The following is a 23146-nucleotide window of genomic DNA, read 5'->3' on the forward strand; positions in this document are numbered from 1 at the left end:
ATACCTATCGGTACATCTTTCTGCAACGTGGCTCCCGGGCGGCATCCGGCCGTCAAATGCCTGATCAGCGGCCCGCTCACCCGACCTCGGCGGGCCTCGCAGCGACCGGTCCCAGCACCCTGGTCAAGAAGCCGATCTGGTCTCTCGAGGCCTGCTCGAACCACGGGTGGCCCGGCCACACGTCGAAGTGGTCGCACGGGTAGTGATGCACCTGCGCCCGACCGTGCACGGCGGTGCGCGCGACCGAGGCAGCGGGCACGAAGCGGTCGAAGTCGGCGATCTGGATCAGCAGCCCGGCGCGCAATCGCTTGGCTGCGGCCTTGGTCCTGATCTTGGCCAGCTCGAATCCGACGGCGGAACCCACCTCGTTGCGCCAGGACGGTCCGGCGATCGACAGGTAGTTCTCGTACGCCCCGTCCAGGGACAGCGCACCATGCTCGCCCGGGCGCGACGTCAGTTTCATCAACACCGGTGGCCGTCCGCGCGCCACGGCCCAACGGCTGCGGGCACCATCGACGGTCGCCCGCAGCGCCGTTGTGAGGGTGTACTGCTTGAGCACCGCACGGCTGGTGGCCAGCGGATCGGTCAGCGGCGTCATCGCGATCACGGCGGCGATGTCGTCGCGACCGGCAGCGACCCGCAGCACCTGCCCGCCTGACATCGATACCCCCCACAGCACCACCTTTTCGGGGTTCACGTCGGGCAGCGTCTTGGCGAACTCGACGGCCGCTGCGTAGTCCTGCTCCTGCCGCCGGATCGAAATGGACTGCCGCGGCTGCCCTTCGGATCCGCCGAAGCCCCGGTAGTCGAAGGCCAGCACGTCGAAGCCGGCGCCGCTGAGCTTTTCCGCAAAGGGTTGCAGACCCGAGTCCTTGGTTCCGCCAAACCCGTGTGCCATCACCACCACCGGGCGCCCGGCGGCGGCATCGCCGGTGAAATGCCATGCGCTGCAGGCTGATCCGTGTGACTGGAAGGCCAGTTCCTGATAGCTCATGTCGCGCTCCTCAGTGGTCGGTTTTCGCAACGATTCCGTAGACGGCGCCCAGCCAGATCGCGGCTGCGCCGTCCAGCAGTTCGGTCCGGGACAGCGGGCAGCCCAGGGTCATCCGTTCCAGCAGTCTGTCGTTGACCTCGAGCAGCACGGTCGCCAACACCGTCGCATCGATCCCGTCCGGTGCGGTACCGGCCGCGCGTTCACTGCCGATCATGCCGGCCACCGACGCCACGAACGACGCACGGGCTTGGTCCCACATCTCCCGTCCCGCGGCGCTGCGACCCCGGGCCTGCAGCGCCGCTTTGAACATGAACCGATGGCGTTCCCAGGTGTCGAACAACCCCTCGAGCATGCCGCGCACCCGGTCCTGCGGGGAGCGGTCGCTGCTGGTGAATACGTCGTTGACGAACATGGTGTCGTCGACCATGCGCTCCATCAACGCGGCGACGGCTATGGCCTTGTTCTCGAAGTAGAAATAGAAGGCCGACCGGGTGACGCCCGCACGCGCCGCCACCTCGGCGATGTTCACATCGTCGAAATCACGTTGCTGCAAAGTGATTTCGAGCGCGTCCAGGATGGCCTCGCGCCGCTGATCGCCGCGCTGCACGGACCGGCGGTCGGTGCGTGCCCTGGTCACAGCGCAGCGCCGACAGCCCGCTTGAGTCCGGCCGGGATCTCGCGGGCCCGCAGATCGTGTTCGTAGTAGAAGTAATCCACTTGTTGGGTGTGGCGGGGACGGTCGACGCAGTGACCGGTGTACAGCCGCTGATCGGCGTCGATCACCCGTTCCATCTCGGCCACCGACGGCAGCGCGTAGCGTCCGACGGCGTAGGCGGCCAGCAGTCGCGACTGGCATTCGACGAACGGGAACAGCGTCGGAATCGCTTGAGCGAAGCCGATGAAGACCAGGTTCGGCACGCCCGGCTTGAACATCCGCTTGTAGAGCCGGATGTCGTTGCCCGGCGCGCTGATGAAGTCGGCGTCGAAGAACGGGAAGGTGATGTTGTAACCCGTCGCGTAGACGATCACGTCGAAAACCCCGCTGGTGCCGTCGTCGAAATGCACTGTGTCACCGTCGAGTCGAGCCACATTGGATTTGGGCGTGATGTCGCCGGAGCCGAGCCGCAGCGGCAGTTCCACCGACTGGGTGGGGTGCGCCTCGAACAGTTTGTGGTTCGCCGGCGGAAGTCCGTAGAGGGTCGGATCGATGCCCAGCATCGGGGCCATCAGCTGCGCCACCTTGCGCTGCCAGGACAACGGCAGGTAGGGCGTGGTCCGGAAGAACTTGTCACCGGGTTGGCCGGCGAGGTACTTGGGCACGATCCACGCGCTGGATCGCGTCGACAAGGTCACCGTGTTTTGCAGTGTCCGCGAGGACAACTCGACGGCGATGTCGGCGGCGCTGTTTCCGATGCCCACTACCAGGATGCGTTTGCCGGTCAACTCCAGCGGCGTATGCGGGTCGATGTAATGGTGCGAGTGGATCGTCTCGCCGCTGAAAGTTCCCGGGAAATCCGCCGTTCGCGGATCCCAGTGGTGTCCGTTGCCGACGACGAGCAGGTCGAACTCACGGGTCGCGCCGGACTGATCGCGGATCTCCCACCCGTCCCCGACCGGACGGGCGTGTTCGACACCGTTGTTGAACTCGATGTGCTCGAGCAGCCCGAACGCCTGCGCATAGGAGTCCAGATAGGTCTTGATGTCGGAGTGGTGCGGAAAGGCCGGGAAATTCTCCGGCACCGGAAAGTCCTTGAACGACAACCGGTGTTTGGAGGTATCGATGTGCAGCGACCGGTAGGCGCTGCTGTGGCCGTTGGGGTTGCCGAACGCCCAGTTGCCGCCGATCCGGTCCGACAACTCGAAGGTCGTGTAGGGCACCCCGTAGTCCTTGAGCATCTTGCCGGCTGTCAGGCCGCTGATGCCGGCGCCGATGACCGCGGTGCGGGGACGGGTCGTCATCCCGGGAGGTTAACACCGGTTTTTGACGTGAGTCAATGAATTCTGACAACTGTCAATACGGTGTCACCCGGCGCGAACCGCGGTGATACTGTTGCTCCAACAGTACAGCGCACGGCGGATGTGCAGTACGCTTTTGAGGTGCCCTGCCACGTCGACGACCTCAGCCCGGTTGCCGACGTCAGCGACCCGCGCTACCGATGGCGTTCGTCGCCACAGAGTCAACATCGAGGTTGCCAATGATCAAGGTAATGCAGGGCTTTAGGGTCCTGGAGGTCGCGCAGTTCACGTTCGTCCCCGCCGCGGGAGCCATCCTCGCGGACTGGGGCGCCGACGTCATCAAGGTCGAACATCCGCTCCGCGGTGACACCCAACGCGGCTTCGTCAACATGGGCGGCATCCAGGTCGACCCGGAGCGGCACCCGTTGATGGAGCACCCGAATCGGGGCAAGCGCAGCGTCGGGATCGACGTGTCCACGCCGGGCGGCCAGGAGGTGATATACGAACTGGCCAAGGCATCGGACGTGTTCCTCACCAACTACATGCCCCGGGTGCGGCAGAAGAACAAGTTCGACGTGGAACACATCCGCGCGGTGAATCCGAACATCGTCTACGCGCGCGGCACGGCATACGGCGACAAGGGCGCTGAACGTGACGTCGGCGGATTTGACGGAACGGTGTTCTGGACACGCAGCGGCGTGGGTCACGCATTGACACCGGCAGAGCTGGGCGCTCCACTGTCGCAAGGGATTCCGGCCTTCGGCGACTCCATCGGTGGCATGTTCATCGCCGGCGGCATCTCCGCCGCCCTACTGCATCGCGAACGCACCGGCGAGGCCCTGGAACTGGATGTGTCGTTGCTGAGCACCGCCTGGTGGGCGGCGGGCGCCAGCGTGACCCAGGGCATGGAAGCCGGCGAGGTGATGCGCACGCCGATGCCGGGGACCGAAGCGCTGCTGGTGAATCCGTTCATGGGCAACTACCAGACTTCCGACGGCGGCACCATCAACCTCTGCATCATCAGCCCGACCGGTTTGATCGAGGACACCTTCACCCACCTCGGTATCCCGGACGCCGCCCAGGATCCGCGCTTCGCCGAGGTGCTGCCGCTGATCCAGAATGCCAATGCGGCAGCGGAATTGATCGCCGAAGCGTTCGCCGCCAAACCTTTCGACTACTGGCGGCAACACCTGAAGACGATGAAGGGTCAGTGGGCGCCCTTCCAGAGCCTCATCGATCTGGCCGAGGACGAGCAGGCCCTGGCCAACGACATGATCGCCGAAGTCGAACTCGCCAGCGGCGGCGCGCCTTTCCGAGTCGTCCGCGGACCGGTGCAGTTCAACCACGAACCGCTGGTCACCACCCGAGCCCCGCAGGCCGCCGAGCACACCGAGCTTGTGCTGATGGAACTCGGCATGGACTGGGACCGCATCGCCGAACTCAAGGACGCAGGCGCCATCGCCTGAGTACTGCCGCGTCCGGAGGCGCTACCGCGACACGCGTCCCCGGGTGATCAGCTTGCCGATGGCCAGCAGGATCACCGCGCCCAGCAGGCAGGTACCGAACGAGAACAGCAGTCCGCCGCCCTGCACGTCGACTCCGAATCCGCGCAGCAGGAAGCCGCCCAGCAGTCCCCCGACGATCCCGACCACGATGTTGAGGACCACCCCCATCTGGGCGTCGGTGCCCATGATCTTGCTGCCGATCCACCCGGCCAAGCCGCCGATGATGATCCAGCCGATGATGCCCAAAGTAAGCATGTCCATCCCTTCCGTTACCGGCCCGGGTCGCGCCGCACCCGATGTGAGGGGTATGCCCGCTTCTCGGGCCGATAATCGCAGTCTGCGTTCGGCTCATGCGTCGACGAGGCCGAGCCGGCGGTAGGCGGCCTGCATCTGGACCTTGGCCTCGGGCGGCAGTTCCACCTGTGGCGGACGCGAATGCGGATACGCACCGATTGGCAGGCCCAGCAGGCCGGCGGCGTATTTGAATCCGCCGCCCCAGTGGGTGAAGTAGTCGGGTCGTCCCGGGTAGCAGGTGAACCACGACGCCATATCGAGTTCGAATTGGTCCAGGCCGGATTCTCGCGCATAGTCCATGGCCGCCACGAGTCGGCCGCTCTGGATCAGATCCCAGTACTCGGAAAAGATTCGCCGCGAAGGAGTTTCGTACAGATAGCCCGCGGTGCCCAGCTGCGCCGGGCAGACGATCCCGTCGCGCAGCCAGCCCGCGCGGTATACCGTCTTGTCGCATTCCCACAACACCAGTTCGGGGGCCAGTTCGTGCAGCCGCCGACTGGCCGCCGGCCGGAACGCGCCCTCCTTGGTGGCGCAGACGGCCGGTATCTCGTCGAAAATCCGCGCGCCTTCGGCCGGGGTCAGCACATAGCCCGACGACGGCGAGTTGAACATGCCCAGCGCGATGTCGGTCCGCGCGGCGATGTACTTGAAGTACCGAAGCACCCCGGCGCCGCCGTGCACTTCCATCATCGGCGTTTGCAGATAGGCGATGTCGGCGCCCGCCTGCTGTGCGTGCAGAGTCAGCTCCAGACTGTCCTTGGCGGTGATCGCAGCCGTGCACGCCTGGACCACGACGTCCGGGTTGATGTGGCGAGCCTCCTCGATGGCCACCTCGAGCAAACGCTTGCGCTCGTCGATGGTCAGTGCCCAGAACTCGGCGATCCCACTGGTACACCACAACATCGGGTGCCCGAGGTCACCGACGCAGTACCGCACCAACGTGCGGTAGGCATCCCAGTCGATGTCGTCGCCGTCGGTGCCGCAGAACGGCGTGTACAGCGAGTTGCCGATCCCGCGCAGAGCTTCGCGCGCCCACGCGCGTGCTTCAGCAGCCGTCGCCACCGCGCACTCCTCTGGTCCGAACCCTCGTGGCCGGCCTTGGTTCCCGTGCCGAGCGCAACCTCAGAACGGCTTCCGGAAACGTGTTACCACAATGCCTACGATAGGGATTACAGTAGCAGACGAACAGAGGCAGGAATCGAGCATTACCGATGGTCACCGGTAAGGTTGTCGGTCGCAGGTCAGAGCTGATCTGCCGGTAGGTCAGGCAGCACAGATCGTCAGAGAGGTGCCGGTAGTGGCAAAGCAGGCAACCGCTGAGAAGCGGCAGCGGCGCGAACGCGGTTCCATCAATCCCGACGACATCATCAGCGGCGCGTTCGAACTCGCCGAGCAGGTGTCGATCGACAATCTGAGCATGCCGTTGCTCGGCAAACACCTCGGTGTCGGGGTTACCAGCATTTACTGGTACTTCCGCAAGAAGGACGATCTGCTCAACGCGATGACCGATCGCGCCCTGGGCAAGTACGTGTTCTCCACGCCGTACGTGGAAGCCAGTGACTGGCGGGAGACCCTGCGCAATCACGCCCGCTCGATGCGTAAGACCTTCATGGGCAACCCGATTCTGTGCGACCTGATCCTGATCCGCGCGGCGCTGAGTCCGAAGGCGGCCCGCATGGGGGCGCAAGAGATGGAGCGCGCCATCTCCAATCTGGTGGAAGCGGGTTTGTCAGCCGAGGACGCCTTCGACACCTACTCCGCCGTCTCGCTGCACGTGCGCGGATCGGTGGTGCTGCAACGGCTTTTCGAGAAGAACCAGTCCGCCGAGAGCGGGTCCCGCTCCATCGAGGACGCGGTGGGCATCGACCCGCAGACCACCCCGTTGATCGCACAGGTCACCGGCAAGGGTCACCGGATCGGGGCACCGGACGAGACCAATTTCGAATACGGCCTGGACTGCATTCTCGACCATGCCGGCCGACTGATCGAGGAGGGCCGCAAGGCGCCCCGGCCCCGCAAGGCGGCCAAGTCGACCGCACGTCGGGCCAGGCCCACTTCGGGTTAGGCGCCACCGGGGTCGGGCACGTGAAAGTGCTCGTCGCGCAACCGGAATGCCTCTTTCGTGCCGTGCTCTGCGCGGGTCTTGACGAAGTTGAACTCGCCGGGGCCGAACTGCAGATTGGTGCCGTAGGCGTGGAACAGATAGCTCGCGACTTCCTCGCCGTTGTAGGCCTGGGTCTGCTCGACCAACCGAAACGCCTCCTTGGCGATCACCACTCCGTCGGCGGGCATCTTCGCGACCTTCTCCGCCCAGTAGCGTGCCCGCGCGGTAACCGACTCCGAATCGCAGGTGTCGGTGAAGATTCCGAGGTGCTCTAGCTGTCCCGCGTCGATGATGTCCCCGGTCAGCAGCAACCGTCGGGCGAGCACCGGGCCGAGCCGGTGGAAGAACATATGCAGGCTGCCCAGCGCGGGTCCGAGGAACCGCGTCGCCGGCATCCCGATCTTCGTGTCGCGGGCGATCACCGAGATGTCGGTCATCAAGGCCATCTCGAACCCGCCACCAAGGGCGTAGCCGGCGATCTCACCCACCGTTACCTTCGGAAAGCCCATCAGGTTGTGGTAGAAGCCGAATGACTTGCGGTCCACCGTGAGTCGCCGGCGCTGACTCGGCCGGCGCTGCTTGCCCTGCGGGGCTGACCCGCCGGATTCGCCGTACCAGCCGTAGGCGTTGTTCATGTCGGCGCCGGTACTGAACACCCCACCCGCCCCCCGCAACAGGACCACCGTGATGTCGTCGTCGTCGGCGACCTGATCCAGGCAGCGGGACACCGCGTTTCGCATGGCGGCGTCATAGGAGTTGCGTTGCGTGGGATTGTTCAGCGTGATCGTGGCGATCCGCCGCTCGGGATCGAGCTCGAAAAGTACCCGATCATCGGTTGTGCCCGTATCGGTCATGCGCCGGCCTCCGTTCTGCGCCTGCCGAATCGGGTAGTGGAGAGCTCGTCCGGTCGAGAGGCCAACGTGTTCACCTCACCGATGCAGAGCACCTCTCCGTCGAGCAGCAGGCGCGCCGTCGACGTGATCCCGCGCTCCGCTGCCGTGCGCTCGATTTCGAAGTCCAGCTCGACCTGCAGCGGCGTCGGACGGCGGAACGTCACACCCAGCGAACGGGTCTTGCCGGACAGACCGGTGCAGCAATTGTGATGCTGAATAACACAATCGAAGAACACACCGAGGAACCCGCCGTGCACCAGACCGGGCGGTCCCTCGTACAGCAGCGGAAAAGTGACCCTACCCGCGGCGGCGTCGGACTCCAGTAACTCGAAGCGGTACTCGGGAAAACAGGGATTGTAGGCGCCGATATCGGTCGCATGGTTCAGATAGACGCGCCTGGGATCGTTCTCGGCGTCACCGATCCGGGGCGCGCTGTCGGTGGGCGCGGCGGCAGCGAGCTCGGTTTCCCATGCGGCGAACTTCGTCAGCATCTCGTCCACCGTCGGGTGGGGGCTCTCCAGTGACAGCAGCAACGAGCTGAGCCGGCGCATGGCACCGGCGGCGGCGATTGTCTGGGCGAGCGGCGCCTCGCCGAAGCGGGCGCTACCGGTACCTGCAGCAGGGCTGGTGCCCTCAGCCATGTCGCCCCTCTGGTTGCCGATTCCACCGGCCCCGTTTCCGCCGGTAGGGTTTGTTGCTAACTTATACACGGTAGCAATCGTATTGCATACTGTATGGGTAACCGTATGGATGGGAAGGGTCGGATTCCAGCGTGAGCCACGATGCCGAGACGGCCGATGCCCAGGGCTCGGTGGCAGTCACCCGCACCGGTGCGGTACTGCAACTCACCCTGGATCGACCGGCTCGGCGTAATTCGTTGACACCGTTGATGATCGAAACTCTGGTCGACACGCTGACCGACGCCGCCGCCGATGATTCGTTGCGCGCAATCCACCTCCGCGGCGCCGGTGCCGACTTCTGTGCCGGAGCCGACTGGGTCGCCACCAACCGGGGCGGCGGGCAACGCCCCAGGACCGGAAACCTGGTACGACGGGTGCCGCACGCCACCCACCGGGTGATCGAACTGCTGCACACCATCCAGTTGCCGGTGGTCTGCAGTGTGCGCGGTTGGGCGGTGGGAATGGGCGCCAATCTGGCGCTGGCCGCCGACTTCACCGTCGCCGCGACCGACGCCACGTTCTGGGAACCGTTCGTGGACCGCGGGTTCAGCCCCGATTCAGGGGCCAGCTGGCTGCTGCCCCGTCTGGTGGGCCTGGCGCGGGCCCGGCGGATGTTGCTGCTCGGCGAGAAGGTCAGTGGCGCCGACGCCGCCGACTGGGGACTGATCCACCAGGCGGTGAACCTGCCCGATCTCGACGACACCGCCGATCGACTGTCGGCCCGGCTGGCGGCCGGCCCGACGGTGGCACTGGGTCTGGCCAAACAGGCATTGCACCACGGTCAGCAGGCGTCCCTGCCCGAGTCCATGACGCAGGAGCTCTACAATCTGGAACTCGCTTGCCGCACAGCGGATTTCAAAGAGGGTCTGCAGGCATTCCGGGACCGGCGCACACCGGGCTTCGACGGCCGCTGACCACCACCACGAAGGGAACATCGATGCCCGCGTTCGACACCATCGGCTACGACGTCGACGGGCATACCGCGACCATCACGCTGAACCGACCCGACGCTCTCAACGCGCTGAGCCCGCATATGATCACCGAATTGCGGGCCGCCTACCAGGAGGCCGAAAACGACGACAAGGTGTGGCTGACGATCGTCACCGGCACCGGGCGGGCGTTCTGCACCGGGGCCGACGTCAAAGCCATTCCCGAAGACGGCAAGGTGATCTACGAACGGCCTTACCTGTCCACCTACGACCAGTGGGAGGCACCGCAGGAAGGCACCCCGCCGTTTCGCACCGCAGCGAAACCGGTGCTGACCGCGGTCAACGGATTGTGTTGCGGGGCGGGCATGGATTGGGTCACCACCTCCGACATCGTCATCGCATCCGAGCGGGCCACCTTCTTCGACCCGCACGTCAGCATCGGACTGGTGGCCGGTCGTGAGATGGTCCGCGTGTCACGGGCATTGCCCCGCTCGATTGCGCTGCGCATGGCCCTGATGGGCAAGCACGAACGGATGAGCGCGCAACGCGCGTACGAACTCGGACTCGTCAGCGAAGTCGTCGAACACGAGTGCTTGCTGGAACGGGCCCGGAAGATCGCCGACATCGTCAATTCCAATGCGCCCCTTGCCGTCCGCGGTACCCGACTGGCCATCCTCAAAGGACTCAACGTACCGCTGCACGAGGCGGAGATCATGGCTGAGACGTTCCGCGAGCGGGTGTTGCGGACCGAAGATGCCCAGGAAGGCCCGAAGGCGTTCGTGGAGAAGCGGAAACCGGATTGGCAGTGCAAATGAGTGGGTCGACGGACTTCGAAACCATCCTGCTCGACGTCGACACCGCCGACCACGTTGCCACCATCACACTGAACCGCCCACAGCACCTCAACGCCTTCAACCGCACCATGTGCACGGAGATGGCTGAAGCCTGGCGCCGCATCAAGTTCGACGACGCGGTGCACGCAGTGGTGCTGCGCGCGGCCGGGGAGCGCGCCTTCAGCGCCGGACTGGACATCAAGTCACCCTACGGACAACCCGACAACGTCTGGAACCACGAAGATCCCGGCGAACTGCTCAGCCCCAAATGGCAAAAGATGTGGAAGCCGGTGGTGTGCGCGGTGCAGGGCATGTGCACCGCGGGGGCGTACTACTTCCTCAACGAATCCGATGTAGTGATCTGTTCGGCGGACGCGACGTTCTTCGACTCGCACGTATCGGCGGGTCTGGTCTGCGCATTGGAACCGATCGGCCTGATGCGCCGCATCGGGCTGGGCGAGACACTGCGGATCGCGCTGTTGGGCAACGACGAACGGGTCAGCGCGGACACCGCGCTGCGCATCGGGCTGGTATCGGAAGTGGTTGATTCGCAACAATTATGGGCTCGGGCGCACGAGATAGCGTCGGCAATAGCGACCAAGCCGCCGTCGGCGACGCAAGGCACCGTCAAGGCGATCTGGGAGTCGCTGGACAAACCATACCGGGCCGCGATGGAGCAGGGACTGATCTACACCCGGCTGGGTAATCCGCTGGGCACTGCTGAGCTCGGCGCACAACCGAAGCCGACCGACGTACCCAGGGTCCGGTGATGCACGCTCTGAGCCGGCGTATCGATCACGTCCTGCAACTCGAGCCCGGTGCGCGCGCCGTCGAATACGCCGGGCACTGGTTGTCCTGGGCGCGGATCGGTGACGCCGCCCGGCGCATCGCGCCGTTGACCGCCCAGCACCCGGAAATCGGTGTGTTGCTGCGTAACCGGCCGGGGCACGTGGCGGCGTTGCTCGGCGTGCTGCTGGGCGGCGGCACCATCGTGACCCTCAACCCGGCACGCGGTGACGACCGCACCAGGGCCGACCTCGCCGCACTCGGACTTCCGCTGGTCATCGGCGAGTCCGCCGATCTCGCCAAATTCGTGGCGTCCGGATCCGCCACCCTGGCCATCTCCGGAACCCTGGACGACGGTGCCCAACCGGGCCCGCCGTCGCCGGAGGCGCCGGCATCCGACATCGCGGTCCGGATGCTGACCAGCGGAACCACCGGCCCGCCCAAACGCATCGACCTCAGCTACCGCATGCTGGCGCACAGTGTGTTGGGCGCCGGGTACCAGCACGCACCGGAGCCCAGCGCCCTGCGCCGCGGGGTGGCCATCGTGAATTCGCCGCTGGTGCATATCGGGGGCGTGTTCCGGGTGCTGCAATGCGTCGCCGAGGGTCGACCCTTCGTCCTGCTGGAGCGGTTCGAGTTGAACGCGTGGGCCGACGCGGTACGTGAACACCGACCGCGTGCGGTGTCGCTGGTGCCCGCCGCGCTGCGCACGGTACTGCATTCCGACCTCACGCGAGCAGACCTGGCCGGCATCCGCGCTGTCACCTGCGGCACCGCGCCGCTGTCCGCCGAGGATGCCGACGCGTTTACCGAAAAGTACGGTATCCCGGTGCTGACTTCTTATGCCGCAACCGAATTCGGCGGCGGGGTGGCCGGCTGGACGCTGGCCGACCACCAACAGTACTGGCGCACCAAGCGGGGCAGCGTCGGGCGGGCCAACCCCGGCGCGCGGCTGCGGGTGGTCGACGACGACGGCACACCGCTGCAACCCGATCGAGTGGGCCGACTCCAGGTCAAGCCCGCCCAATTGGGGCCGACGGCCGACTGGATGCAGACCAACGACCTGGCGCGCCTCGACGGTGACGGGTTCCTGTGGATCCTGGGGCGCGCAGACCAGGCGATCATCCGCGGCGGATTCAAGATCATGCCCGACGAGGTGCGCACCGCACTGGAGGCCCACCCCGCGGTGGCGGGTGCTGTGGTGGTCGGCGTCTTCGACGAACGCCTCGGCGAGACACCGGTGGCCATGGTGGAACTGCGCGCACCTGCCACGGCCGACGAGTTGCTGGATCACTTGCGAACACGGCTGGCGCGCTACGAGATTCCCACCGAGATCGCGACGGTCGAGGCCATCCCGCGGACATCCTCCGGCAAGGCCGATCTGGGCGCCGTCAAAGCTTTCTTCAGTGCCACACCTGACCATGCCCGGTGACGGCAACACCATCGCCGCGACCCTGCGTCAGCAGGCCGCCCGGCGCGGGGCCCACCCCCTACTGGTTTGCGATGACGACCGGCTCAGCTACGCGCAGGCAGACCGCCGCTCGGCCGAACTTGCCCGCGGCCTGATCGGTGTGGGTGCCGGTAAGGGCACCCACGTCGGCCTGCTGTACCCCAACGGCACCGAGTTCGTCGTCGCGATGTTGGCCGCCGCGCGCATCGGCGCGGTGGTGATACCCTTTTCGACCTTCGCCACCGCCCGTGAACTGGTCGAGCAGCTGGTACACAGCGACACCGCAATCATGTTGAGCGCCAGATCATTCCGATCGCACGACTACACCGAACGGCTGGCCGGCGCCGGCGATGCCGCACCCCTGTTGCGGCACTGCGTCTTCGACTGGGACTGGTTACGGCGATGCGGTGACGATATCGAGCCCCGGCTACTCACCGCGCTGGAAGACGATGTCGACGGCTCTGCGGTATTGACCATCGTCTACACGTCGGGCTCCACGAGCGTCGCCAAAGGCGTGGTGCACACGCACGCCGCGCTGCTGGACCACCAGCGGAACCTCAACACGATCCGCGGCCTCACCGCTACCGACAGGTTGTTCTGCAACTCGCCGTTCTTCTGGATCGGCGGGTTCGCGTTCGCCCTGCTGGCCACCCTGGTGGCCGGATCTACCCTGGTGTGCTCCAACGCCACCGATCCCGGCCGGACGCTGGATCTGATTGAGACCGAAAAGCCGACCGTGACAAACGGTTTCGTGGCCGCCGTCACCCATCTGGCCCAGCACCCCAGCTACCCCGGCCGGGACCTGAGCTCGGCGCGGCGCGGCAACCTCTACCCGATCATGGCACCCGAAGTCCGACCGGCCGATGCGGAGCTACGGCACAACATGCTGGGGATGACCGAGGCCGGCAGCGTGTTGCTGATCAGCGGGGACGAATCCGACCAACCCGAACACCGGCGCGGTTCCTACGGCCGCCCGGCACCGGGATTCGAGACCTCGATCCTCGACCCGGACAACGGAATCGGCGAGCTGTGCATCCGCGGACCGTACGTGATGCAGGGCTACTACAAACGCAGCCGCGAGGAATGCTTCGACGCCGACGGCTGGTTTCACACCGGCGACCTGGTGCGCGCCGACGACGAGGGCTACCTGTACTACCTCGGCCGGCTGGCCGGGATGATCAAGACCGCCGGCGCCAATGTCTCCGGGGCGGAGGTGGAGCAGGCCATCGCCCGAGCAGGTTTCACCGCACATGTGGTCGGCGTTTCCGATGCCGCGCGCGGCCAGCTGGTGGGCGCGGTGATCGTGCTGCCCGACGGTGTCCCGCACTTCGACGAGGCAGCACTGCGCGCACGGCTCACGGGCGAATTGTCGTCCTACAAGATCCCGAAGCGGTTCATCGCCCTGGCCCGCACTGAGCTTCCGCTGTTGTCCAGCGGCAAAGTCGACCTGCGACGACTGCAGGAGCTCTTCGATGGATGACACCATCGACCGGCTGGTGCGACTGCGCGCCACCCGCGACGCCGCCAAGGCTGCGGTAATCGACCCCGCGGGGCGCATCAGCTACACCGAATTGGACACGACCACCGGCGATCTGGCCGCTGCCCTGATTCAGGCCGGGGTGGCCAAGGGCACCCGGGTCGGTTTGATCATGCCCAACAGCGTCCGCTGGGTGCAGATCGCCGTCGCGGTGACCCGCATCGGTGCGGTGCTGGTTCCGTTGAGCACACTGCTGCGGCCCGCGGAACTCGTCGCGCAGCTGCGGACGGCCTCGGTGCAGGTTCTGGTGAGTGTGGCGGAATTTCGCGGGCACCGTTACCTCGAGGACCTCGCTGCGGTGCCCCGGATGAAATTGCCTGCACTGCAACAGGTCTGGTCCATCGATCGACTGGACGGCAGCGCGGCGGCGGACCGCCGGAGCGTCGATACGATGGCCGCCACCGTCACCGCGGCGGACCCGCTGGTGATCATCTTCACCTCGGGCAGCAGCGGGTCTCCCAAGGGGGTCATCCACTCACACGGCAGCGCGTTGGGCGCGGTGCGGTCCGGACTGACGGCCCGTTGCATCACCGCCGATACCCGGCTCTACCTGCCGATGCCGTTCTTCTGGGTGGGCGGCTTCGGCAGCGGGATCCTGTCGGCACTGCTGGCCGGCGCCACCCTGGTGACCGAGGAAGTGCCGCAACCGGACACCACCCTGCGCCTGGTGGAGCGCGAACGGGTCACGCTGTTCCGCGGCTGGCCCGACCAGGCACAGACACTGGCCCGACACCCGCGCCGCGCCGAGGTCGACCTGTCTGCGCTGCGGCCGGGCAGCCTGGATGCGTTGCTGCCGCCCGCACAGCGCGCACCATCGGGTGCCCGCGCCACCCTGTTCGGTATGACCGAGTCATTCGGGCCCTACTGCGGCTATCCCGCCGATACCGATCTGCCCGCGGCGGCGCGGGGCAGTTGCGGAAAACCGTTCCCCGGCATGGAAGTTCGCATCGTCGATCCGGATACCGGCGCGCCGCTGCCGGCGGGCACCACCGGCATGATCCAGTTCCGCGGACCGCATACGCTGCGCGGAATCTGCCGTCGCAGCAGGGAAGACGTGTTCACCCCGGACGGCTTCTACCCCACCGGCGACCTCGGCCGCCTCGACGCCGAGGGCTTCCTGTTCTATCACGGTCGCTGCGACGACATGTTCAAGGTGAGCGGCGCCACCGTCTATCCCAGCGAGGTGGAACGCGCGTTGCGGGGCATCGAGGGTGTCGAAAGTGCCGTTGTCACAGATGTTCCCGGCCCGGCTGGTAAGCGGGTGGGTGCGGCGGTGGTGTGCCGGCGGCTCGACACCGCCGCGTTGCGCGACGCCGCCCGCCGGGTGCTGAGCGCGTTCAAAGTGCCGACGGTGTGGCTGGTGTTGGACTCCGACGAGCAATTGCCGCGGGGTGGTACCGGCAAAATAGATGTGCGCCGGCTACGGGAGATGTTGACCGAGTCGGGGCGTTAGGGAACTCGCGTCCAGGGTTGGCAGTTCTGCGACTCGAAAGCCTTGACCGATGTGTTGATATTGGCGAACATCGGGCCGACGGAGATATTGGTCTGCAGGACATGCTCTTTGTTCGCGTCCGGCGTGCTGTAGGTGAACCAGGCGCACATGGAGTCCTGAGTCGGCACATTGTTGATCCAGACGCCGATGGTCGACGCCGATCCGCTGGTGCGGTAGAGGCCGGGGACGATGTCGGGCCCGACGACGAAGACGCCGTTACCCGGGATCGGGTCCAATGGGTCGGCGCCGGCCGGCGGCGCGAGCGCAATGACGTACAGGCCGGCGACCAGTGCGGCAGTTGCGCGTAGCGCACGTGTACGGGGCATTGCACTTCCTCTCGTGCCACCCCCGACACACAGTATGCGTCACTGCCCGCCCGGCTGTGTCCGGTCACCCGATCTTGGGTAGCGGAACACGGTCACCGACCTCACCGTTGTCGTCGCGCAACGCCGAGGACGCCAATCCCTCGCGCAGCAACCAGCGGGCGAGCTCCAACGTTTCGGCGATCTCGGTCTCCGACAACCGCAATCCTGCCGGCTGCAGTCGCAGCGAGATCACCCCGTTCCAGGCGCCCCAGAGGAATTGGGTGAGGCGCGTCGAATCGACCGGTCGTGCCTCGCCCGCCGCAATCGCGTCGTCGATCACACCGGCGAAGCGGTGCAGCAACTCACCGACGCGGTCACGGATCTTGGCCTCGGGCCCGTCCGGCGCCGACAGCGGCGCCGTGCCCGGGTTGCGATTGGCCAGGAAGTGGAAAGCGCCGGGATGCTCCAAGTGGAACCGAAGATAGGCATCGCCGCCGGCCAGCACGCGCTGCAGCGGCGTCAGCGTCGGGTCCTCGCCGCGCTTCATGTATTCGGCGAACAGCTCCAGAGACCTGTCGACCAGATGCAGGTAGACGCCGCGTTTGCCGTCGAAATGCGTGTATATCGACCCGACCGAGATGTCGGCGGAATCGGCGATCTCCTCGATCCGGGCGCTGTCGTAACCTTCGCGGCTGAACACCTCTTCGGCCGCATCCAGGATGGCCGCGCGCGTGCGGGCGCGCCGGCGTTCGCCGCGCGCAGCCGCGCGCTCGGCCGTGCTGGGAGCGCTGCCAACTGACACGCGCCCATGATAAACAGCAGGGATATTTATAAGTCAATTCATTTTTTGAACACTCTTGAAAAGAGCACACTGACCTGGCATTCTCTCTGTCATGCGGGAGAACACGGACGTCGTCATTGTCGGAAGCCGGTGCGCGGGCACCGCGGCCGCGATCGCGCTGACGCGACGCGGACGCAACGTGATCGCGCTGGACAGCGCGTCATTTCCCTCAGACACACTGTCGACACACCTCTTCTTCCCCCATCACTGGGCCGAATTGGAACTGCTGGGCGCGCGCGACCGGGTGCTTAACCTGGGCCCGCCGCTGCACACCCGAGCCGGACTGGCCGGGCCGGGCGTGGAAGTGGTCGGCGAATTCGGCGCTGCCCAGGGATTCACCGCCGGCGCCTGCGTCCGACGGCCGGGCCTCGACCTCGCGCTGGTACAGACGGCACGGGCCGCCGGCGCTGAGATCCGCGAACGGACGCGGGTCACCGATCTCCTGCGCAACGACGACGGTCGCGTCACCGGAGTCCACTACCGCGGCCGCGACGGCGCCGAGGGCACCATCACCGCCCAGCTCGTAATCGGGGCGGACGGACGCCGTTCCACGGTCGCCCGACTGGTCGGCGCTACCGAGCACCACCACTGGGACAACCAGCGCATGATGGCCTTTGCTTATTACGACGACGCCTACCACGAAGATGCCCACGAGTCCTTGCGCCACGTCGCCATGCAGTGGCGGTACGACGATGATCTGGTCACCGTATTCCCTTGTGACGGCGGCCAATTGGTGGCGCTGTTGATGCCGCCGGTGCGCCGCGCCGACGAGTTCCGCGCCGACGCCGAGCAGGCGTTCGCCGACACCGTGCAGCGTATCCCGCCGTTCGCCGCGCGGCTGACCGGCTGCACCCGGGTCGGCAAGATCCGGGTCTCCTACCAGCACCCGTCCTACTTCCGTCACTCACACGGTCCAGGGTGGGCGCTGGCCGGAGACTCCGGCCACTTCAAGGATCCCGTGACCGCTCAGGGTATCCGGGACGCACTGCGATTCGGCCGACTGCTGGGCGAGACGACGGCGGCGCACCTCGACGATCCGCAGGCTCTGGACGCGGCGCTGGCCGCCTGGGAGCTGGACCGCGATGAGCAGTGCCTGCCGATGTACCAGTGGGCGAATCTGCTCGGCCGCGGCGACGCGGTGTCCCCGATCGAGGACGCGGCCTACCACTGGCTGGCGCGCCAACCCGACGGAGCGATGCAACTACTGGATGTCTTCTCCCGAAACCGATTGCCCGCAGAGGTTTTCACCCCACGCCGGCTGGTCGGCTGGATAGCGGCGGCCGCGCGCAACCCGGAGGTCGACCGCAGCCAACTGTGGCGCACGGTGCGCAGGGACGTGCGACGAGAAGTCGAGCGCATGATCGAGCAGCGCATGTTCAACCGCCGACGCAAGGCATCTGCTGCGGCTACTGTCGCGGCGCCGACGAACCAGCCGGCGTCGCCGGGGCAACTACTCCCCGCTCGATGAGGTGCTCGATCAGCGGAATCGCGCTGGCGGCAAGATGTTCCGACATCGCCGCGCGGGCCGCCTCCTCGTCGTGCGCACCCAGAGCGGCCAGCACCCGCCGATGATCGCGGATGGCCTGGTCGGGCCAGTGCTCGATCATCGGGAACACCGATTCGGGCGCATAGCGGGTGATCTGCGACATCACCTGCGCGAGCTTCGGTGAATCCGCCGCGATGTTGATGGCGCGGTGGAACTCGTGGTTCAGCCAGACGGTCCGCTCGCCGTCGTCGGCGGCGTAGGCCTGCTCCAGCTGCAGCTGAATGTCCTGGAGTTCGCGCAACTGGTCCTCGGTGATGCTGTGGGCGGCGCGCGCGGCCAGCTGACCACCCACGTGGGCCTGCACATTGGCGACATCGGCGAGATCGCGCTGGGTCAGCGGCAGCACCACGAAACCGCGCCGGGGTTGTTGGGCCACCAGGCCCTCGGCGCGCAGCGCGAACAACGCCTCCCGCACCGGTGTGACACTGATGCCCAGCTCCGCGGCCAGCTGGTCCAACCGGACGTACTGGCCGGCGGCGTAGGTGCCTTCGAAGATCCTCTTTCGGACGAAGGCCGCGATCTCCTCGGAAAGCTGTGGCCGCGAACCGAAATCCGGAACCGTCATGGCGTCACATCCGATACTCGTCGAGCAGGCGCTTGCTGATGATCTGCTTCTGGATTTCGCTGGTGCCCTCGCCGATGAGCAGGAACGGCGAATCGCGCATCAGCCGCTCGATCTCGTACTCCTTGGAGTAGCCGTAACCGCCATGGATCCGGAAGCTCTGTTGGGTCACCTCCGAACAGAATTCACTGGCCAGATACTTCGCCATCCCGGCCGCGACGTCATTACGTTCCCCGGAGTCCTTCAGCCGGGCCGCATTGACCATCATCAGATGTGCGGCTTCGACTTTGGTGGCCATCTCGGCCAGCTGAAAGGCGATCGCCTGGTGTTCGGCGATCGGCTTGCCGAATGTCTGCCGCTGCTGGGCGTACCGCACCGCCAGCTCGAAGGCCCGGATTCCGACCCCACAGGCCCGTGCCGACACGTTGACCCGGCCGACTTCGATACCGTCCATCATCTGGAAGAAGCCCTGCCCCGGCGTGCCACCGAGGATGTCTTCGGCACTCGCCCCGTAACCGTCGAAGATGAGTTCGGTGGTGTCGATGCCCTTGTAACCCAGCTTGTCCAGCTTGCCGGGAATGATCAGGCCGGGCAGCACTTCGCCGAAGCCGGTGGGCTTTTCGACCAGGAACGCGGTCAGGTTGCGGTGCGGCTTGTCCGCGCCTTCGTCGGTCCGCACCAGCACCGCGACCAGTGTCGAGCTGCCGCCGTTGGTCAGCCACATCTTCTGGCCGTCGATGGTGTACGTGCCGTCCTCGTTGCGGGTCGCCCGGGTGCGGATGGCGGCGACGTCGGACCCCAGCTCCGGTTCGGACATGGAGAACGCGCCACGGGTCTCACCGGTGGCCATCCGCGGCAGGAATCGTTGCTTCTGTTCGGCGGTTCCGTGCTGGCGCAACATGTACGCGACGATGAAGTGGGTGTTGAGCACACCGGAGACGCTCATCCAGCCGCGCGCCAGCTCCTCCACGCACAACGCGTAGGTCAGCAGTGATTCGCCCAGGCCGCCGTACTCCTCGGGGATCATCAGACCGAACAGGCCCATGTCGCGCAAGCCGTCGACGATGGCCTGCGGGTAGGTGTCGCTGCGTTCGAGTTCGGCTGCGGCGGGAATGATCTCCTTGTCGACGAATTGCCTTACCGTGGCGATGATCTCGGTTTGAATCTCGGTCAGGCCGAGCGTCTGGGCTAGGCGTGTCATGCGCTTTTCGTCCCTATCGTCTTCGCGGTCGCCAGACGCGCGATGTCCTCGTCAGTCAATCCCAGGTACTCGATCAGCACGTCGGCGGTGTCGGCGCCCAGCGCCGGCGCGGCCGCGCTGGCGGGGTGCACACCGTCGAACGCCGTCGGCATGGCCGGGGCCAGGTAGTCGCCGACTCCGGGTTGATGAAGTCGGGAGAACAACGGGTTAGCAGTGACTTTCGGATCCACGGCGACTTCGGTGAAGGTCCGGTAGCGCTCGAACAGCACGGTGGTGCCGGACAACGCCGCATCGATCTCGTCGGCGGTGTGCTCGGCAAACCAGGTGCCGAACAGCCCGGACAGCACGTCGCGGTAGCGGTAGCGGTCACCCTCGGTCGCGAAGTCCGCTCCCAGCGCCTCGGCCAACGCGGTCAGCGCCGCCCCGGTCCCCGTGACTTCCACCAGGTCACGAAAATGCCTGCGCGTCAACAGCACCACCATGAATCTGGCATTGTCGCGGCTGACGAAATCCTGACCGTACTGGCCGAAGATGGAGTTGCCCACCCGCGGCCGCTGGGTTCCGAGCACCTGCGGTTCGGTCAGCAGCCCGAGATTGCCCGCAGTGGCCAAGGCGACGTCCTCGAGAGCCAGGCTGATCCGGGCGCCCAACCCGGACCGGGCGCGACGGTGCGCGGCGGAGACGACGGCAAGCGCGGCGTACAGCCCGCAGCTGACGTCCCAGGCGGGCAGCACGTGGTTGATCGGGCCCGCGTGTTCGGCCGGGCCGGTGACGAGCGGGAAGCCGATGGCCGCGTTGACGGTGTAATCCACCCCGGTGGATCCGTCGCCCCGGCCCAGCAACTGGACATGGATGACGTCGGATCGTTTGGCCGCCAACGCCTCATGGCTCAGCCAGGGCAGCCCCGCCGAATTGGTGACGACGATGCCGTCACCCGCGACGATCAACCGCTGGACCAGGTCCTGGCCTTCGGGTGCCCGAAGGTCGATGGTGGCCGAACGCTTCCCCTTGTTCAGCCCGGTCCAGTAGATGGACGTGCCGTCCTCGGTCAACGGCCAGCGCTGCACATCCGAGGCGCCGCCGATCGGGTCGATGCGGATCACCTCCGCGCCAAGCTGATTGAGCGTCAACCCACACAGCGGCGCGGCGACGAAGCTGGACACCTCGATGATGCGCAGCCCGCTGAGCGGCAGCGTGGTCACGTGACCCGCTCGAAGACGGCGGCCAATCCCTGCCCCCCGCCGATGCACATGGTTTCCAGGCCGAAGCGGGCCTGGCGCCGGTCGAGTTCACGTGCCAGCGTGGCCAGCATCCGCCCGCCCGTCGCTCCGACCGGATGCCCGAGCGAGATGCCCGAGCCGAGCACATTGGTCCGATCATGGTCGGCGGCACCGAAATTCCACTCCCGCATCACTGCGAGGGCCTGGGCGGCGAAGGCCTCGTTGAGTTCGATCAGGTCCACATCGCTGAGCTGCAGGCCGGCCTTGGCCAGCGCGACTTCGGTGGCCGGCACCGGTCCGATTCCCATGATGTTGGGCGCGACGCCGGCCTGACCCCACGACACCAGCCGCACCAACGGACGCAGGCCGAGTTCGGCCGCCTTCGCCGGCGTGGTCACCACGCACATCGCCGCCGCGTCATTCTGTCCGCTGGCGTTGCCCGCCGTCACCGTCGAGTCCGGATCATCGTTGAGCAGCACGGGTTTGAGCTTGCCCAGGGATTCCACCGTGGTGTCGGCGCGGGGATGCTCGTCGGTGTCGACCAGTTCCGCACCGGCCCGCGTGCGTACGGCGACCGGGACGATCTCGTCGTTGAGCAGGCCGTCTTGCTGGGCGGCCACCGCCCGCTGGTGTGACCGCGCCGCGAGCTCGTCCTGCTCCTGCCGGGAGATGCCGTACTGGCGGCGCAGGTTCTCGGCGGTCTCCAGCATGCCGCCGGGGACCGGGTAGTTACGGCCACCAGCAGTGCTGCGGCCGCGGGCCAGCGCGTCATGCACACGGACTCCGGAACGTGCTCCGCCCCATCGCATATCGGTGGAATAGAACGTCACATTGCTCATGCTCTCGCAGCCGCCGGCGACCACCAGGTCGTTGTTGCCGGTGCTCACCTGCAGGCACGCCTGAAGCACCGCCTGCAACCCAGATCCGCAGCGGCGGTCGACCTGCATGCCGGGAACAGTGACCGGCAGACCGGCGTCGAGGGCCACCACCCGGCCGATCGCAGGTGCCTCGGCGCTGGGATAGCAGTGTCCGAGGATGACGTCCTGCACCGTCTCAGGGGCGATGCCGGTGCGGTCCAGCAGACCGCGCAGAGCGGCGACGCCGAGATCAACCGCGCTGAGCGACTTGAACATTCCGCCGTACCGGCCGATCGGCGTGCGGATCGGCTCGCAGATGACGGCCTCGGTCACAGGTGCCGACCGCCGGTGATCTCCATGACCGTGCCGGTCATGTACGAGGACAGGTCGGAAGCCAAGAACAGGGCGACGCTGGCGACTTCGCTGGGCTCCCCGGCCCGTCCCATCGGCACCTCGGCCACCTTGGAGTCCCAGATCCGTTGCGGCATGGCCTCGGTCATCGCCGAGCGGATCAGGCCGGGCTGGATCGCATTCACTCGGATACCAAGGTAGGCAAGCTCTTTGGAAGCGGCCTTCGTCATTCCGACGATGCCGGCCTTGGCCGCCGAGTAGTTGGTCTGGCCGATCATGCCGACCTTGCCTGAGATCGACGACATGTTGATGATCACCCCGTGCTTGGCCTCGCGCATGACCGCCGCCGCCAGGCGGGTCCCGTTCCAGGTGCCCTTCAGGTGTACGTCGATCACCTGGTCGAACTGCTCTTCGGTCATTTTGCGCATGGTCGCATCGCGGGTGATGCCGGCGTTGTTGACCATGATGTCCAAGGCGCCGAAACGGTCGATGGCGGTGTCGATCAGGTTCTGCACCTCGTTGGCCTGGGTGACATCGCAGCGGACCGCGACGGCCACCTGATCACCGCCCAACTTCTCGGCCGCGACCTGCGTCGCCTGCAGATTGACATCGCCGAGGACCACCCGCGCACCCTCGGCGATGAACCGCTCGGCAATGGCGAAACCGAGACCCTGCGCACCGCCGGTGACCACCGCGGTCTGACCCTCCAGCAACGACATCACTCATCCCTTTCCGGCCCGGAGTCGGGCGCCACAAACGTCCCGGATCATATTTCATATATGATATTGCGTATCCTATCAGCCGTCCGAA

Annotated in this window: 23 protein-coding genes; 9 read left to right on the plus strand and 14 right to left on the minus strand. The window is 66.4% G+C overall.

Annotation, left to right across the window (positions count from 1 at the left end):
* Window positions 1-76 precede the first annotated feature (76 nt).
* From AC5Y6Y_RS10945 to AC5Y6Y_RS10955, 3 genes are read right to left on the minus strand one after another with little or no spacing between them, the layout of a single operon-like run.
* A complete protein-coding gene (locus AC5Y6Y_RS10945; RefSeq protein WP_499930027.1) occupies window positions 77-994 on the minus strand; it encodes an alpha/beta hydrolase in 918 nt (305 codons plus the stop codon).
* A 10-nt stretch (window positions 995-1004) separates the two neighbouring features.
* On the minus strand, window positions 1005-1631 hold the full coding sequence (locus AC5Y6Y_RS10950) for a TetR/AcrR family transcriptional regulator (protein WP_499926702.1): 627 nt from the start codon (window positions 1629-1631) through the stop codon (window positions 1005-1007).
* Window positions 1628-2953, minus strand: coding sequence for a flavin-containing monooxygenase (locus AC5Y6Y_RS10955; RefSeq protein WP_499926700.1), 1326 nt, complete (start codon window positions 2951-2953; stop codon window positions 1628-1630). Before AC5Y6Y_RS10955 ends, AC5Y6Y_RS10950 begins: the two co-directional genes overlap by 4 nt.
* 248 nt (window positions 2954-3201) lie before the next feature.
* Between AC5Y6Y_RS10955 and AC5Y6Y_RS10960 the strand changes: the two genes are divergently transcribed.
* Window positions 3202-4416 carry a CaiB/BaiF CoA transferase family protein gene (locus AC5Y6Y_RS10960; RefSeq protein WP_499926743.1) on the plus strand — a complete coding sequence of 405 codons (1215 nt, stop codon included), beginning with the start codon at window positions 3202-3204 and terminating at the stop codon, window positions 4414-4416.
* A 21-nt stretch (window positions 4417-4437) separates the two neighbouring features.
* Here AC5Y6Y_RS10960 and AC5Y6Y_RS10965 read toward each other — a convergent pair whose 3' ends face one another.
* Entirely contained in the window at window positions 4438-4710 is a 273-nt protein-coding gene (locus tag AC5Y6Y_RS10965) for a GlsB/YeaQ/YmgE family stress response membrane protein (RefSeq protein WP_463826561.1), read from the minus strand.
* Between the two features lie 93 nt (window positions 4711-4803).
* The gene (locus AC5Y6Y_RS10970) at window positions 4804-5811 is read right to left on the minus strand and encodes a dihydrodipicolinate synthase family protein (protein ID WP_499930028.1); all 1008 of its coding nucleotides are present in this window, start codon (window positions 5809-5811) and stop codon (window positions 4804-4806) included.
* A gap of 235 nt (window positions 5812-6046) precedes the next feature.
* Here AC5Y6Y_RS10970 and AC5Y6Y_RS10975 point away from each other — a divergent pair, with 235 nt between their 5' ends.
* Complete coding sequence (locus tag AC5Y6Y_RS10975) at window positions 6047-6814, plus strand: TetR/AcrR family transcriptional regulator (RefSeq protein ID WP_463826563.1); 768 nt, start codon at window positions 6047-6049, stop codon at window positions 6812-6814.
* Here AC5Y6Y_RS10975 and AC5Y6Y_RS10980 read toward each other — a convergent pair.
* Window positions 6811-7707 carry an enoyl-CoA hydratase/isomerase family protein gene (locus tag AC5Y6Y_RS10980; protein WP_499930029.1) on the minus strand — a complete coding sequence of 299 codons (897 nt, stop codon included), beginning with the start codon at window positions 7705-7707 and terminating at the stop codon, window positions 6811-6813. The two genes, AC5Y6Y_RS10975 and AC5Y6Y_RS10980, sit on opposite strands and share 4 nt — an antisense overlap.
* Complete coding sequence (locus AC5Y6Y_RS10985; protein ID WP_499930030.1) at window positions 7704-8387, minus strand: hypothetical protein; 684 nt, start codon at window positions 8385-8387, stop codon at window positions 7704-7706. The genes AC5Y6Y_RS10980 and AC5Y6Y_RS10985 overlap by 4 nt, the downstream gene beginning before the upstream one ends.
* Before the next feature lie 131 nt (window positions 8388-8518).
* Between AC5Y6Y_RS10985 and AC5Y6Y_RS10990 the strand changes: the two genes are divergently transcribed.
* The 6 genes from AC5Y6Y_RS10990 to AC5Y6Y_RS11015 are packed head-to-tail and all read left to right on the plus strand — an operon-like array spanning window position 8519 to window position 15414.
* A complete protein-coding gene (locus tag AC5Y6Y_RS10990) occupies window positions 8519-9340 on the plus strand; it encodes an enoyl-CoA hydratase/isomerase family protein (protein WP_499930031.1) in 822 nt (273 codons plus the stop codon).
* 23 nt (window positions 9341-9363) lie between these two features.
* Window positions 9364-10170, plus strand: a complete 807-nt coding sequence (locus AC5Y6Y_RS10995; RefSeq protein WP_499930032.1) for an enoyl-CoA hydratase/isomerase family protein — start codon at window positions 9364-9366, stop codon at window positions 10168-10170.
* The gene (locus tag AC5Y6Y_RS11000) at window positions 10167-10958 is read left to right on the plus strand and encodes an enoyl-CoA hydratase/isomerase family protein (protein WP_499930033.1); all 792 of its coding nucleotides are present in this window, start codon (window positions 10167-10169) and stop codon (window positions 10956-10958) included. The genes AC5Y6Y_RS10995 and AC5Y6Y_RS11000 overlap by 4 nt, the downstream gene beginning before the upstream one ends.
* Window positions 10958-12406, plus strand: a complete 1449-nt coding sequence (locus AC5Y6Y_RS11005) for an AMP-binding protein (RefSeq protein ID WP_499926692.1) — start codon at window positions 10958-10960, stop codon at window positions 12404-12406. Before AC5Y6Y_RS11000 ends, AC5Y6Y_RS11005 begins: the two co-directional genes overlap by 1 nt.
* Window positions 12396-13904 (plus strand): class I adenylate-forming enzyme family protein, encoded by a 1509-nt coding sequence (locus AC5Y6Y_RS11010; RefSeq protein WP_499930085.1) that lies wholly within the window; start codon window positions 12396-12398, stop codon window positions 13902-13904. Before AC5Y6Y_RS11005 ends, AC5Y6Y_RS11010 begins: the two co-directional genes overlap by 11 nt.
* Complete coding sequence (locus tag AC5Y6Y_RS11015) at window positions 13897-15414, plus strand: class I adenylate-forming enzyme family protein (protein WP_499930034.1); 1518 nt, start codon at window positions 13897-13899, stop codon at window positions 15412-15414. Before AC5Y6Y_RS11010 ends, AC5Y6Y_RS11015 begins: the two co-directional genes overlap by 8 nt.
* On the opposite strand, the gene AC5Y6Y_RS11020 is transcribed toward AC5Y6Y_RS11015, so the two are convergent.
* Both AC5Y6Y_RS11020 and AC5Y6Y_RS11025 read right to left on the minus strand, forming a co-directional pair.
* Complete coding sequence (locus AC5Y6Y_RS11020) at window positions 15411-15779, minus strand: Rv1352/Rv1906c domain-containing protein (RefSeq protein ID WP_499930035.1); 369 nt, start codon at window positions 15777-15779, stop codon at window positions 15411-15413. The genes AC5Y6Y_RS11015 and AC5Y6Y_RS11020 overlap by 4 nt on opposite strands.
* 64 nt (window positions 15780-15843) lie before the next feature.
* Window positions 15844-16560, minus strand: a complete 717-nt coding sequence (locus AC5Y6Y_RS11025; RefSeq protein ID WP_499930036.1) for a TetR/AcrR family transcriptional regulator — start codon at window positions 16558-16560, stop codon at window positions 15844-15846.
* A 91-nt stretch (window positions 16561-16651) separates the two neighbouring features.
* Between AC5Y6Y_RS11025 and AC5Y6Y_RS11030 the strand changes: the two genes are divergently transcribed.
* A complete protein-coding gene (locus tag AC5Y6Y_RS11030) occupies window positions 16652-18067 on the plus strand; it encodes an NAD(P)/FAD-dependent oxidoreductase (protein WP_499930037.1) in 1416 nt (471 codons plus the stop codon).
* On the opposite strand, the gene AC5Y6Y_RS11035 is transcribed toward AC5Y6Y_RS11030, so the two are convergent.
* From AC5Y6Y_RS11035 to fabG, 5 genes are read right to left on the minus strand one after another with little or no spacing between them, the layout of a single operon-like run.
* The gene (locus AC5Y6Y_RS11035; RefSeq protein ID WP_463826574.1) at window positions 18006-18710 is read right to left on the minus strand and encodes a GntR family transcriptional regulator; all 705 of its coding nucleotides are present in this window, start codon (window positions 18708-18710) and stop codon (window positions 18006-18008) included. The two genes, AC5Y6Y_RS11030 and AC5Y6Y_RS11035, sit on opposite strands and share 62 nt — an antisense overlap.
* A 4-nt stretch (window positions 18711-18714) precedes the next feature.
* Window positions 18715-19908, minus strand: a complete 1194-nt coding sequence (locus AC5Y6Y_RS11040) for an acyl-CoA dehydrogenase family protein (RefSeq protein WP_499930038.1) — start codon at window positions 19906-19908, stop codon at window positions 18715-18717.
* Window positions 19905-21110 (minus strand): CoA transferase, encoded by a 1206-nt coding sequence (locus tag AC5Y6Y_RS11045; RefSeq protein WP_499930039.1) that lies wholly within the window; start codon window positions 21108-21110, stop codon window positions 19905-19907. Before AC5Y6Y_RS11045 ends, AC5Y6Y_RS11040 begins: the two co-directional genes overlap by 4 nt.
* Window positions 21107-22318 carry an acetyl-CoA C-acetyltransferase gene (locus AC5Y6Y_RS11050; RefSeq protein ID WP_499930040.1) on the minus strand — a complete coding sequence of 404 codons (1212 nt, stop codon included), beginning with the start codon at window positions 22316-22318 and terminating at the stop codon, window positions 21107-21109. The genes AC5Y6Y_RS11045 and AC5Y6Y_RS11050 overlap by 4 nt, the downstream gene beginning before the upstream one ends.
* A complete protein-coding gene (gene fabG, locus AC5Y6Y_RS11055; RefSeq protein WP_499930041.1) occupies window positions 22315-23058 on the minus strand; it encodes a 3-oxoacyl-ACP reductase FabG in 744 nt (247 codons plus the stop codon). Before fabG ends, AC5Y6Y_RS11050 begins: the two co-directional genes overlap by 4 nt.
* Window positions 23059-23146 lie beyond the last annotated feature (88 nt).

This window comes from Mycobacterium sp. NGS24 (genome assembly GCF_059813065.1).

Coding starts and splice junctions, on each gene's coding strand:
- AC5Y6Y_RS10945 (WP_499930027.1), bottom strand. CDS start 994: ATGAGCTATCAGGAACTGGCCTTCCAGTCACACGGATCAGCCTGCAGC.
- AC5Y6Y_RS10955 (WP_499926700.1), bottom strand. CDS start 2,953: ATGACGACCCGTCCCCGCACCGCGGTCATCGGCGCCGGCATCAGCGGC.
- AC5Y6Y_RS10960 (WP_499926743.1), top strand. CDS start 3,202: ATGCAGGGCTTTAGGGTCCTGGAGGTCGCGCAGTTCACGTTCGTCCCC.
- AC5Y6Y_RS10965 (WP_463826561.1), bottom strand. CDS start 4,710: ATGCTTACTTTGGGCATCATCGGCTGGATCATCATCGGCGGCTTGGCC.
- AC5Y6Y_RS10980 (WP_499930029.1), bottom strand. CDS start 7,707: ATGACCGATACGGGCACAACCGATGATCGGGTACTTTTCGAGCTCGAT.
- AC5Y6Y_RS10985 (WP_499930030.1), bottom strand. CDS start 8,387: ATGGCTGAGGGCACCAGCCCTGCTGCAGGTACCGGTAGCGCCCGCTTC.
- AC5Y6Y_RS10995 (WP_499930032.1), top strand. CDS start 9,364: ATGCCCGCGTTCGACACCATCGGCTACGACGTCGACGGGCATACCGCG.
- AC5Y6Y_RS11000 (WP_499930033.1), top strand. CDS start 10,167: ATGAGTGGGTCGACGGACTTCGAAACCATCCTGCTCGACGTCGACACC.
- AC5Y6Y_RS11005 (WP_499926692.1), top strand. CDS start 10,958: ATGCACGCTCTGAGCCGGCGTATCGATCACGTCCTGCAACTCGAGCCC.
- AC5Y6Y_RS11010 (WP_499930085.1), top strand. CDS start 12,396: ATGCCCGGTGACGGCAACACCATCGCCGCGACCCTGCGTCAGCAGGCC.
- AC5Y6Y_RS11015 (WP_499930034.1), top strand. CDS start 13,897: ATGGATGACACCATCGACCGGCTGGTGCGACTGCGCGCCACCCGCGAC.
- AC5Y6Y_RS11020 (WP_499930035.1), bottom strand. CDS start 15,779: ATGCCCCGTACACGTGCGCTACGCGCAACTGCCGCACTGGTCGCCGGC.
- AC5Y6Y_RS11030 (WP_499930037.1), top strand. CDS start 16,652: ATGCGGGAGAACACGGACGTCGTCATTGTCGGAAGCCGGTGCGCGGGC.
- AC5Y6Y_RS11035 (WP_463826574.1), bottom strand. CDS start 18,710: ATGACGGTTCCGGATTTCGGTTCGCGGCCACAGCTTTCCGAGGAGATC.
- AC5Y6Y_RS11040 (WP_499930038.1), bottom strand. CDS start 19,908: ATGACACGCCTAGCCCAGACGCTCGGCCTGACCGAGATTCAAACCGAG.